At 47.8% G+C, this 11,848-nt stretch carries 7 protein-coding genes; 5 read left to right on the top strand and 2 right to left on the bottom strand.

All coding sequences use genetic code 11. The features are described 5' to 3' along the window. Positions 1-42: 42 nt before the first annotated feature. Positions 43-384 carry a PadR family transcriptional regulator gene (locus BWI97_RS16305; RefSeq protein ID WP_094811767.1) on the bottom strand — a complete coding sequence of 114 codons (342 nt, stop codon included), beginning with the start codon at positions 382-384 and terminating at the stop codon, positions 43-45. Between the two features lie 253 nt (positions 385-637). On the opposite strand from BWI97_RS16305, the gene BWI97_RS16300 reads away from it, so the two are divergent. Genes BWI97_RS16300 through BWI97_RS16290 form a run of 3 tightly spaced genes read left to right on the top strand, consistent with a single transcriptional unit; the run spans position 638 to position 7,146 of the window. Continuing rightward, positions 638-1,636, top strand: coding sequence for an acyltransferase (locus BWI97_RS16300; RefSeq protein ID WP_102201857.1), 999 nt, complete (start codon positions 638-640; stop codon positions 1,634-1,636). Then, positions 1,633-2,793 (top strand): hypothetical protein, encoded by a 1,161-nt coding sequence (locus tag BWI97_RS16295; RefSeq protein WP_102201855.1) that lies wholly within the window; start codon positions 1,633-1,635, stop codon positions 2,791-2,793. Before BWI97_RS16300 ends, BWI97_RS16295 begins: the two co-directional genes overlap by 4 nt. Positions 2,794-2,802: 9 nt before the next feature. Next, the gene (locus BWI97_RS16290; RefSeq protein ID WP_102201853.1) at positions 2,803-7,146 is read left to right on the top strand and encodes a C25 family cysteine peptidase; all 4,344 of its coding nucleotides are present in this window, start codon (positions 2,803-2,805) and stop codon (positions 7,144-7,146) included. A gap of 151 nt (positions 7,147-7,297) precedes the next feature. Here BWI97_RS16290 and BWI97_RS16285 read toward each other — a convergent pair whose 3' ends face one another. Beyond that, positions 7,298-8,134 carry a universal stress protein gene (locus BWI97_RS16285; protein WP_094808203.1) on the bottom strand — a complete coding sequence of 279 codons (837 nt, stop codon included), beginning with the start codon at positions 8,132-8,134 and terminating at the stop codon, positions 7,298-7,300. Between the two features lie 170 nt (positions 8,135-8,304). On the opposite strand from BWI97_RS16285, the gene BWI97_RS16280 reads away from it, so the two are divergent. Then, positions 8,305-9,984 carry a glutamine--tRNA ligase/YqeY domain fusion protein gene (locus tag BWI97_RS16280; protein WP_094808202.1) on the top strand — a complete coding sequence of 560 codons (1,680 nt, stop codon included), beginning with the start codon at positions 8,305-8,307 and terminating at the stop codon, positions 9,982-9,984. 91 nt (positions 9,985-10,075) lie between these two features. Further along, the gene (locus BWI97_RS16275; protein WP_102201851.1) at positions 10,076-11,845 is read left to right on the top strand and encodes a hypothetical protein; all 1,770 of its coding nucleotides are present in this window, start codon (positions 10,076-10,078) and stop codon (positions 11,843-11,845) included. Positions 11,846-11,848: the final 3 nt, after the last annotated feature.

Here is an 11,848-nt window from a genome sequence, read left to right as displayed (position 1 = left end):
TGTTAGCATGATAGCAGACAGGAACGGGGTACGCCGTCGGTCTTATTCGCCCTTCGATTCTTTCGCCACAATTTCATTTACTGAAAACTGAAGTTCTTCCCAGGTAGTCTGTAGCTGAGACAGGAACTGGCGACCGCTTTCAGTCAGGATATAATATTTTCGTGGGGGCCCGGAAGAAGACTCTACCCATTTATAATCCAGCAAACCCGAGTTTTTGAGGCGGGTAAGAAGCGGGTAGAGAGTACCTTCTACGACCATGATTTTGGCCGCAGTCAGCTCCTCTAGCATCGTAGAGGCGTAAACCTCTCCCCGCGAGATGATGTGCAGAATGCAGTATTCCAGGATTCCCTTCCGCATTTGCACTTGAGCATTTTCCAGGTTCATTTCGCGTAATGTTTAAACAGGTTCGGGAAGAGCTCATTTCATTCCTTGATCAAGTGGACTGAGCAGGCTATTCGTCCCGAAGCCTAATCCGGTTTCTGAAACAAAAGTAATAGCAGGTACTTTGTTATGCAAGGTAGTTGGCAAAATAAATTTTATCGTAGTTTATATATAGTAAGAATGGCTCAAATACGGGATGAGATGGAAGTGAGTACTAAAAGCTCTCTTTTCAGGAAAACATTCTATTTTTGCCAGCATGACATCAACCCAGCGACTACAGAATATTGATGCTCTTCGGGCAATAGCTTCGCTGTCGATCTGCGTATTGCATCTGGGCACAGATCAGTTATTTTCTCCAGAATCTGTATTTGTAAGACTCCTGTATCACAATCCATTTAATGTGCTGGTCTTTCGTGTCATTAGCGGTTATGTCATTATTCAATCCTTATCTGATCACCCATACCAGTGGCGTCACCTTGGCTCATTCCTGAAACGACGCTACTTACGTTTAGAACCTGCCTTTATACTTTCCGTATTCCTGGTCGTTTTTCTCAACTACCTTTCTTCCATAGCTCCAACGTATGCGGGTTCTGCCTTTCAGCTCAACGTACCCGTCATTTTCACCAACTTGGTACATATCAACTCTTTGTTTGATTACCCTTTTCTGAATGCCTCGTACTGGACCTTGTTTGTAGAGTGGCAGTTTTATCTGTTGATAGGGTTAGCCGCACCTTCTTTTTTCAGAGCCTCTCCCACTGGGCAAAGCGTCGGACTGGTGCTACTGTCCAGTTTAGGCTTCTTCACGGATAATCATCTTTCCGTATTTCATGACTGCTCCTTATATGCCTTGGGAATTTTAGCGTGGCAACGACACCGTACGGCCCTGGTACCCTCGACGTTTTGGTGGACGTTTTCTGCCCTGCTATGTATTTCGGTCTACACCCACCGATCTGATCTCATCCATTTGCTGGGCGTCCTGTTCGCTTTTTTCGCTATTGTTTTTCGACTACCGCTTCGCCTGCCCCGGTTCCTGGGTCAGATTTCGTATGCCTTGTTTTTAACCCACTTACCCATTGGTACCCGTTTCACCCATTTAGCCAGCCGCTATTATGCAAGCATAGAATCCCGCCTGGTTATTTTAATGCTGGGGGTTGTGGTATGTATCGCCTTTGCCTACCTTTTTCACCATACGGTCGAGAAGTTTTTCCAAAGAAGATTTAAAAATGTTCTCTTCAGAAGGATGTATCTGTCATGAAGCTCGTTTTTTCTCCCCTGTGTAAGCTACTGGCTTTGGCAGCTTTTTACAGTTTGCTGATTTGCGAAGGCCTCCGCTTCGTCCCTGACCAGGGGTGCACACCTGATTCGTACGCTTATCTCGAATCAGCCTTGGCTTTATCGAGCGGAGAAGGGTACCAATGGCACGGTGGCTGGAATACTCTCTGGCCCCTGGGCTATTCGGCCTTTATTGCCTTCGTTCATTGGCTGCTGCCAGTATCTCTTTTGTGGGCGTCCAAACTGGTTAATCTCCTTGCTATTTATGGGCTCCTGTATGTATTACACCGAACCTACGGTAACCGGGCATACGTGCTGGGTTCGGCCCTGGGTTATCTAACGAAGATGGCTATTTACACCTGGTCGGAAACCTTATTCATCGTCATTCTGGTTTTAGTCTGCCTGCAACTTTACCGCCACTGGACGCATGAGGCGGCCAACTCTTTTGCCTTTCTTGGCTTAAGCTACGCTGCCTTTTTAGTACGTTACATGGGCGGCTTTGTGGGTGTGAGTCTGGCAATTGCAACCGTGTATTTTCAGCAGAACCGACTACATCTACAGGCTCAATGGTCCTTACGTATGTTCTCTACGTTAGCAGTGGGCTATGGCTTGTATTTTGGAGTAAATCTCTGGCAGGGCGATTCACTATGGGGTGGAGCACGTTTCGTGGAAACCGAGCCTTTACCTGCTCTCCTGGGTGGAATAGCTCAGGGATGGTTCAATGAATTTATAGTACTGCGGGACGCTGCCGTAGATGACCCCTTGCTCTGGGTAAGTCTATTGATAGAGCTGGCTCTTTTCATTTACATCTTTAATGTTTATTCCTGGAAAGGGACGACGTTCAACCTTTCCAGAGCTGGTATATACCTTTACGTGGGAGGAGTGTATGGCCTGATCATTACCTTCTTACGCTTGATTAGTCCGTTTGATCCCTTAAATTATCGACTCCTCGCTCCCACTACCCTGCTTGGATGTCTGGCTGCCCTGGACTGGCTTTCCTCACCCTTACAAGCCCGGTACTGGGAAAAAGTAAAACGACCGGTATTACTATTTTTTATAATGATTCCGCTGACTAATTTACTACCCAAAGAATTGTTTAAATTGCGTACTTTATTCCAGCTTATTATCCCTAATCTATAATTCACCTTTATGTTAGCCAACCGTTATACTTTATATATTCTTTTTATTGGCTTGCTCCTATTTAGTCGAAGTCATGCTCAGCAGGGCCGATTTGGGAATGAATGGATTAACTACGAACAAACGTATTTTAAAATTCCGGTCTGGGAAAAAGGCGTTTATCGTATTCCTTATGACCAGCTACGGCAAGCCGGTTTTCCTGTTGAAAAGAACCCCGTTTCCTATCAACTTTTTAAACAAGGTACGGAGCAAGCTATAACGGTTAGTGGACAGGAAGATGGCAAGTTTGACAGCAACGATTACGTTGAATTTTACGGTGTTCCCAATGACGGTAGTCGGGATGCTTCTTTGTACCGGGATCCGAAGCTTCAAACCAATCCGAAAGTAAGTTTATTCAGTGATACAACGTACTACTATTTAACCTACCGACTGGACAGTCAGCCCGGAAAACGAATGGAAACGGTGGCAGCACAGGCTCCCGGAACCTTGCAGGCGGAACCCTTTCACTGGCAGGATGAGCTTCTGTTGTTTAAAGCGGGTTATCCCGTGGGGCCTACGTATCCAATTGGCGTACGGTACCTTTCAGGAATGACGATTAGCTCTTATGAAGTAGGCAAAGGCTATACCGACGCAAGGATCAATAACGGGCAAAGTAAAAGCTATACCTTTTCCCTTACCAATCCCTATACCGCAGGGGACAAACCTAAATTGGAGCTGTCAATCTACGGAGGTACACCCGATCCCCATAAACTTGAGATCCGAGGAGGAACCAGCTCGACCCAAAACCGACTTTTGGGAACAATCGATTTCAAAAATTACGATCTTCAGCTATTCAAGGCCGACCTCGACTGGAGTGATTTGTCAGCTCAATCACACGTTTTAACGGTTGCTTCTACCAAGGGTTCTTTCGATAATGAATATAACTACGTGGTTTACACGCAACTTTCGTACCCGCAAGCCCTGACGCTGCAGGGAGTGAATACGGGTAAAACGTTCCGTTTACGAGCCAATACTACAGGCACTTCGTTTGTTCAGCTTGGTTCCGCCTCCGCAACCGATCAGATTTACGACATTACCCAACCCGACCAGATACGTCGTATTACAGGTACGCTGACGAATGGTGTTTTATCAGCTGTCATTTCACAAACCAGCTCTGGACGTAGTCTCTGGGTGAATCGACAATTAAAGAATGTAGCTACTATCAAACCGACCGGCTTCCGCAAGATTGATCCGGCTAAAAGCAACTACCTCATTGTTACGAATAAACGTCTGCAGAAACCTGCAGGGGGTTATGCAGATATTGTCAAAGAATACGCCACCTACCGAGCATCAGCAGCGGGTGGTAAACACGATACACTGGTTGTCGATATTGACTTTTTAGCCGATCAGTTTAACTACGGTGAGCGTAGTGGCGTGGCTGTTCGCCACTTTGCGGATTACATGATTCAACATGGCAAACCCGAGCACCTGTTCCTGATTGGCAAAGCTCTGGCTCCTCAGTTTTACCGTTTTATTCCTGATTTCTACCAGAATAACCTCGTACCTGCGGGCGGCTGGCCGGGATCCGATTGGGTTACCGTTGAAGGTCTGACGGGTGAAAAGGATATTCCGGGCGTTCCGGTGGGCCGTTTGAGCGTAACCAAGCCGGAAGAAGTATTAGCCTATCTAAATAAAGTCAAAGAATATGAACGGCAGGAACCCGCATTGTGGCGTAAATCCTTCCTTCACCTGAGTGGTGGTAAAACTACTGGAGAACTCAACTTATTTCGCAACTACGTTGAGAACTACAAAACGATTGCTGAAAAGAATAATCTAGGCGGAAAAGTATCCATTACTTCTAAAAAAACGGATGATCCGGTTGAGTTTATCAACATCTCCAGCTCCGTCAATCAAGGCCTGGGCTTCATTACTTTTTTCGGTCACGCCGCAGCTCAAATCTCGGACATCGATGTAGGATATGTGACGAATGAGTCACTCGGCTATCGGAACAAAGGAAAGTATCCCATTATGATTATTAATGGTTGTGATGCCGGCAACATTTTCGATAACAACCTGGCGGCCATACCACTCAGTTCCGACTGGGTAAATACAGCCGATCGGGGAGCAATTCTGGCTCTTGCCACCAGTTTTAGTGGGTTCCCTACCTATTTGAACGGCTATTCTACGACCCTCTACGAACAGATGTTCAAAAACGAATTAGGTCTGGGCAAATCCTTTGGTAGTTCCCTGCTCACGACCATCCGTAGTTATCTCAAAGCTTATCCGGGTGAAATGGCTTTAGGACATTCTCAACAATTTGTCCTTCAGGGCGATCCTGCTATTGTTCCCTTCCCTTATACCAAACCCGATTACGCCGTTACGAACTCTGGCCTGTTTCTGAAAGGTTTTGATGGAAAAGAGGTCGTAGCCAGTGCGGATTCGTTCCGCGTAGGAATGGTGGTCAGTAACCTGGGTCGGAATCTGGTTAAACCTTTTACCATCAGCCTGAAGCGGACACTTTCTAATGGCCGCGAAATTGACCTGGGTTCGCGTCGATACGCTCCGGTTGCCTATCAGGATACGCTGTACTTCACCGTAACCAATGCCGCAAACAGTGGTGGAACCAACCGCTTTGATGTGACGATCGACGCGGCCAATCAGATTGATGAATTAAACAAACAGAACAACAAAGCATTCATTAGCCTCGCCCTGCCCGGTTCGTTAGCCCGGCCCGTATTGCCGCACGATTTTGCCATTGTAGGAACGCAGGAAAACGGTGCTCCGACGGCTCGTCTGATGGCGGACTATACGCCAACGAATGCCAGCGTAACTGCGGGAAATATCCTTTTCGAACTGGATACGTCGGCGGCCTTCACCAGTACGTTCAAGAAAACAACGACGTTGCCTTCCAGCAATGTCGAAGGCTGGAAAGTAGCTCTGCTTGCTTCTGACAGCACCGTCTATTACTGGCGGGTACGCGATGCCGATCAGGCCGTAAGTGGTACCAACCAGTGGTCTACGTATTCATTCACGTACATCAAAGGGGTGGAAGACGGCTGGGCTCAAAGCCAGTCAAACCAGTTCGAAAACGTACTGACCGATCAGGTACTGTTGCGGAACGGCCGCTGGGATTTTTCGGGCTCGGCGACGTCGGGTGTGCTGACTTCTTCGCTGATTGGTCCTACCACTCGCTGGGGTGCCATTCGCCAGCAGGTCACCAAAAACGCTCAGCAGAAGTCTTCGCTCGACGTGTACGGGGTAGATGCCCGTGGCAATGAAACGCTGCTAATTACTAATCTTACGTCAACGCTGATTGACATCAGCAAGATTGACGCCAGGCAATATCCGTATTTGCGATTACGGGAAAAAATCAGTGGTCCTACGGCTCCACAACTGAAACGCTGGCTGGTTTCGTATCAGGGCGTTCCTGAAGGAGCCTTGTACGTACAGGGACGTACTTCGTACCTGTCCACACTACCGCTGACACTGGAAGAAGGGGCTTCCTTTACGCAGGCTCTGAATTTCAATGTACTCAGCACGGCTACCTTTACGGATTCACTGCTGGTTACCGAAACCCTCACGAATGCCGCCGCCAGTGTTACCACTACGAAACAATACCGGGTAGCCGCCGCCAAGTCGATTCCCCTGTCGCTGACGTACCGGAATTTGCAGGCCGGAGAAAATCGTCTTTCGATTAGTGTCAATCCACAGGTGTTACCTGAAGTAAGTTATACCAACAACACCGTTACGTTTGCTCTGAACGTGCAGGCCGACCGCACGGCACCCACGCTGGAAGTGACGTTTGATGGCCGAACGATCCGCGAAGGAGACTACGTTTCGGCGAATCCCGTGATTGTCGTTCGTGTGAAAGATTCGAATAAATACGCAATCAAGAAGGATACCGTGGGAATCGATTTATACTGGCAAAAACCGGAAGGTGCGTTACAACGCCTTTCCTACAAAAACCCGGCTATGAAATGGGATACGCTGGCCGGTAATGAAGTACGGGTTACCTACCAGCCTAAAAACCTGGCCGAGGGCACGTATTTCTTCCAGGCCCAGGGGAGTGATGTGGCTGGTAACAATGCCGGAGCTTTGCCTTACGCCATTCGTTTCCAGGTCAAGGCGGAAACGGGACTTCAGCAGTTTCTGGTTAGCCCGAACCCGCTGGAGCTGTATACCCGCTTCCATCTGGTACTGACGGGCGACAGTCTCCCCGATGCCATGACGGTTGAGATCATGAGTATGCAGGGACAATTGCTACGCGTACTTAGCAACGAAAGCCAGCCGCTGCGAGTAGGAACCAACGAGTATTTCTGGAACGGTACCGACCATCAGGCAACCGCCTTCCGCCCGGCACGTATATCTACCGACTGAAATTGAGCCAGAACGGACAAACCTATCCGATCATTGATCCGGCTTTTAAAGCAACGGGTCGTGTGGTTATCGTTCGCTGATATTCTGTATAAAAAGTAAGAAGTCCGAAGCGGTACCGCTTCGGACTTCTTGCTTTTTATACAGAACACCATTAATCCAGTCGGCCCAGCGGGAAAATCAGTGTAGGCACTGGGCTATGCAGCAATAACTTTTTAGACTTACTGGGATTCACGATCTGCGTAAACAGATTCCGGTGGTGTGAGCTCATCACCAGTAAATCGGCTTCTGTATCGTGCAGCAGCTCCTGAATACCGTCTTCCACGGAGTCCGCTTTCCGTTGTAATACCGTAGTATGCCGATCGGGAAACGCCGTTCGAATTTCGTTCATTAGCTCTTCATCGGAGTTAATGCTGGGTTCGTGATCGGCCTGCACGTTGATGATCTGTACCGTCGCTCCCATGTAATCGGCCCAGCGATACAAATCCTTCAGTACGTGCGTTTCCGTAAATTCAAGCTGGGTAGCGTAGGCAATCCTGGTAAATCCGCGTTGCGAAAACTCCGAAGGCACCATCAGCAGAGGTACGGTCAAATCATTCACCAACTGCGTAGCAGTACTGCCAAATAAGTCTGACAGCCAACTATCGGATTCACTCCGACCCAGAACGACCAGATCAATGGCGTGAGATTGCACCATGTCTTTCACTACGGGCCCTACGGGGCCAAGTTCGAGGTAGATTTCCGGAGCCAGGCCCCGCCCCCGCATTTCTTCGGTCAGAGTATCCAGTTGGGTCTGAGCGGACAGCCGATAGGTTTCCTCCCATTCCACCGTCACGGGCGGACCGCTTACGGTTTCGGTCATGGGGTAAACCGGCAGATACGTATGCAACACATGCAACGTTGCTCCGCTTTTGGAGGCCAGAAAAATGGCTGATTCGAGAGCAGGCCGTGAATTTTCGGTAAAATCAACCGCGACAAGAATATTTTTCATAGAAGTTGAGGATTAACGAGCCGAAATGACTAATTTTTTGTTAGCAGGACAAAGGTAACAGGTTAAAAAATTGTCATCATTTCACGAAAATCAGGGATAGTGATGACCCTTTTCATATTAAATTACAGGAAGGTTTTTATTTTCGCCTTTCCAAACGAGCCGCACCGAGTATGACGGAAGAGACCAAAGAAGTTAAGTCCCTAAATTTCTTAGAAGAAATTGTTGAAAACGATCTCCGTGAAAATAAAAACGGAGGCCGTGTCCTGACGCGTTTTCCACCCGAACCAAACGGGTATCTACACCTGGGTCACGCCAAAAGCATTTGCCTGAATTTTGGACTAGCCCAAAAATACGGAGGACAAACCAATTTACGCTTTGACGATACCAATCCCATTACGGAGGATACCGAATACGTAGATTCTATTAAGGCAGACGTTCGCTGGCTTGGCTTCGACTGGGCCGCTGAACTGTACGCTTCCGACTATTTCGCTCAGCTGTACGAGTTCGCAAAAAAATTGATCCAGATGGGCCTGGCTTACGTGGATGATTCTACGCCAGAGGCCATTGCCAGCCAGAAAGGTACCCCTACCGAACCCGGTCAGGAAAGCCCGTTCCGGCATCGTTCAATCGAGGAAAACCTGGATCTATTTGAGCGAATGAAAGCCGGCGAATTTCCGGATGGCAGTCGGGTACTGCGGGCCAAAATCGACATGGCTTCGCCCAACATGCACTTCCGCGATCCGGTGATTTACCGTATTAAACACGCCCATCACCACCGGACGGGCAACGAATGGTGCATCTATCCAATGTACGATTTTGCCCACGGGCAATCGGATTCGATTGAAAACATTACCCATTCGATCTGTACGCTGGAATTCATTCCGCACCGTCCGTTGTACGACTGGTTTATTAATAAGCTGGAAATTTTCCCCTCCCACCAGTACGAGTTTGCCCGTCTAAACCTGACCTATACGGTCATGAGCAAGCGTAAACTCAAGCAATTAGTGGAAGAAGGACACGTAGCAGGCTGGGACGACCCGCGAATGCCAACACTTTCGGGTGCTCGTCGTCGGGGCTATACGCCCGAAGCCATTCGCGATTTCTGCGAACGCATCGGCGTAGCCAAACGTGATAACCTGATCGATGTCGGCTTACTGGAATTTTGCGTACGCGAACAGCTGAACAAAACGGCCACGCGAGTGATGGTCGTACTCGATCCCGATCCGATCAAAGTAGTCATCACGAACTATGCCGAGGGACAAACGGAGGAACTTTCCATCGAAAACAATCCCGAGAACCCTGAAGAAGGCAATCGGGCTGTCACGTTCTCCCGCGAAATTCTGGTTGAACGTGAAGATTTCATGGAAAACCCACCGAAGAAATTCTTCCGGTTGGCTCCCGGAAACCGCGTACGCCTGAAAGGAGCATACATCATCGAATGCAACGAGGTGGTGAAAGACGCCGAAGGCAAAGTGACGGAACTGCACTGTACTTATATTCCCGAAAGTAAATCCGGTTCGGATACTTCCGGTTTGAAAGTACAAGGCACCATTCACTGGGTTAATGCGGCGGATGCGGTACCTGTAGAAGTTCGCTTGTACGACCGTCTGTTCCAGGTAGAAGATTTAGCGGAAGCAGCAGGCGATTTCAAAGATCACCTGAACCCAAATTCACTGCAAGTGGTACAGGCCTTTGCCGAACCTAGTCTGCGGGATGCCAGCGGTAAAGCGTATCAGTTTCTGCGGAAAGGCTATTTCTGCCTGGATACGGATTCGACGGAAGATCGTCTGATTTTTAACCGTACCGTAGGGCTGAAAGACTCCTGGGCGAAAGATCAGAAGAAGAAATAATACCTTTTTCATTAAAAACGAGTCCCTAAGTTAAGCGTAACTACTTAATTTAGGGATTCATTTTTTTATGACGTAGTTCCATTCAAACATAATGCAACAAGCTTCCCCTCTAGTAAAGATCACCCGCTGGGATTTAGGAATTTTGTTTTTTTTTGTCAGTCTTTCTGCTTTCCTCTATAAACTTACCAGCGATTATTCGTACCCGCAGGCCATCTGCTGGATACTCACTCGGTATGCAGATGTCCCGGCCATTCATTTGCTTCCTCTGGACTTAACGCAAGATCGGTATACCCATTTTTCTTTATTTTTCTTCGGTTACGGACTCGTAACTCTGGTGGCTTTTCTTTTCTGCCTAAAGAAGCTGAATTTTTCCTTCATTAGCTTTATTCATACAGCAACGACTCATCTTCTTGCCCTGCGTACCGTTTTTCTACAGCATCAATTCAGTACTCTTTTTTTACTGGGAATACTCGCTCTGGCTATTTTCCGATGGATCTATTACCTGACTCAGTACGCTCCTTACATTGATGAACTCTACTCGTATTATAACTGTAGCAAACCCGGATTCCTGCTCACGTTGGTCTACTATCAGAAGGGCAATAATCACGTTTTTTATAACCTGATCAATGCTTTACTCGACACGTCCCTGATCAATCCACTTGTTTTGATTCGTGGCGTTTCGCTGGTTTATTTTCTCCTGACTTTAGTGTTGGTGTATACTTACAGCCTGAAAAAATGGGGATTGCTTTGCAGCCTCTTTACCACGCTGACGGTTCTGATCCTGCCCTTGAGCAGCCAATTTGCTCACCACGGACGAGGTTATACCCTGATTAGTTTATTGGCTTTACTCTCGGCCTTTAGCGTACGAGCCTGGTTGAAATCATTCCAGCCTTTTTACCTGCATCTGCTGGTTTTTTGTACGGTTTTGGGGGCCTATGCGATTCCCGTGTACATTTATACCTTCCTGGGTTTGCTTCTGTTTATTGCGTATACACTCCTGAAAAATCGCCTGTATCAGCATTTGCCAGCAATCATCTGGACAGGATTAGCCATTGGCTTGGGAATCTTCTTTTTGTACCTGCCCATCTTCTTATTCAATGGCTGGGATGTACTCTTTCAGGCCAATAGTTTTTTTGAAAAGCTCAGTGTATTTGAAATTATTACCAACGTTTATGAAAAGACCTTTTTAAGGCGGTGGCATGCCCTGTTTTTCTGGCAGCAACTCACCTTCGTTGTTGTTTTGCTAGCGATAATCATCGTGGGTTATCGCTATCGAAACAGACTACTCTTTCACCTATTTTCGGATAACGCCTGGGCGATTCTTTTTCTGTGTGGAATCCTAGGGGGAATGATCGTCGTAGCGTTGCAGGGCATTATTCCCGGAGGTCGGGTATGGACGTATTTGGGCGTATGGCTGAGCTTGGCTTTGGGTAATTTTCTGTATCAACTCTTACGGGCGAATGTACCCCCAAAACTCCTTTGGATCGGGATGGCGATCGGGCTCCTTCTGCTTTCCGTCTACAGCTTCCGCGTGTATCAGGATGCGATCTCCAATTTATATTTTCCAGGATCCGGAAACTTGTCCCGAACCACTCAGCAGTTGGCCCGGCAACTGGTACGTACCGCACCGAAACGGATCTTCGTCAGCGAGTACCACATGCTCCACATGATTCTGTTCGAAAAAGACGTACAGGCCTCTAATTCATTGATCGTTGACATGAACCAGCCCCTGCCGGTACGTTACGATTATCTGATTTTAAGTCCCGATCAGACGGTTCCTTCTTACCCCAACTATCATAAAGTTCTGGCTTTGAGTCACCGGGGAGCCTTGGTTTATAAAGTTTATCAACCGATTCCTTAACGA

It is taken from the genome of Siphonobacter sp. BAB-5405 (assembly GCF_002872335.1).
Taxonomy (GTDB): Bacteria; Bacteroidota; Bacteroidia; order Cytophagales; family Spirosomataceae; genus Siphonobacter.
The sequence above is the reverse complement of the archived record's forward strand: the minus strand, read 5'-3'. Positions and strand labels throughout refer to the sequence as shown.

What these genes read in the sequence shown, in the direction of transcription:
- BWI97_RS16300 (WP_102201857.1), top strand. Translation starts at nt 638, where the DNA reads ATGACATCAACCCAGCGACTACAGAATATTGATGCTCTTCGGGCAATA.
- BWI97_RS16295 (WP_102201855.1), top strand. Translation starts at nt 1,633, where the DNA reads ATGAAGCTCGTTTTTTCTCCCCTGTGTAAGCTACTGGCTTTGGCAGCT.
- BWI97_RS16275 (WP_102201851.1), top strand. Translation starts at nt 10,076, where the DNA reads ATGCAACAAGCTTCCCCTCTAGTAAAGATCACCCGCTGGGATTTAGGA.
- BWI97_RS16285 (WP_094808203.1), bottom strand. Translation starts at nt 8,134, where the DNA reads ATGAAAAATATTCTTGTCGCGGTTGATTTTACCGAAAATTCACGGCCT.
- BWI97_RS16290 (WP_102201853.1), top strand. Translation starts at nt 2,803, where the DNA reads ATGTTAGCCAACCGTTATACTTTATATATTCTTTTTATTGGCTTGCTC.
- BWI97_RS16305 (WP_094811767.1), bottom strand. Translation starts at nt 384, where the DNA reads ATGAACCTGGAAAATGCTCAAGTGCAAATGCGGAAGGGAATCCTGGAA.
- BWI97_RS16280 (WP_094808202.1), top strand. Translation starts at nt 8,305, where the DNA reads ATGACGGAAGAGACCAAAGAAGTTAAGTCCCTAAATTTCTTAGAAGAA.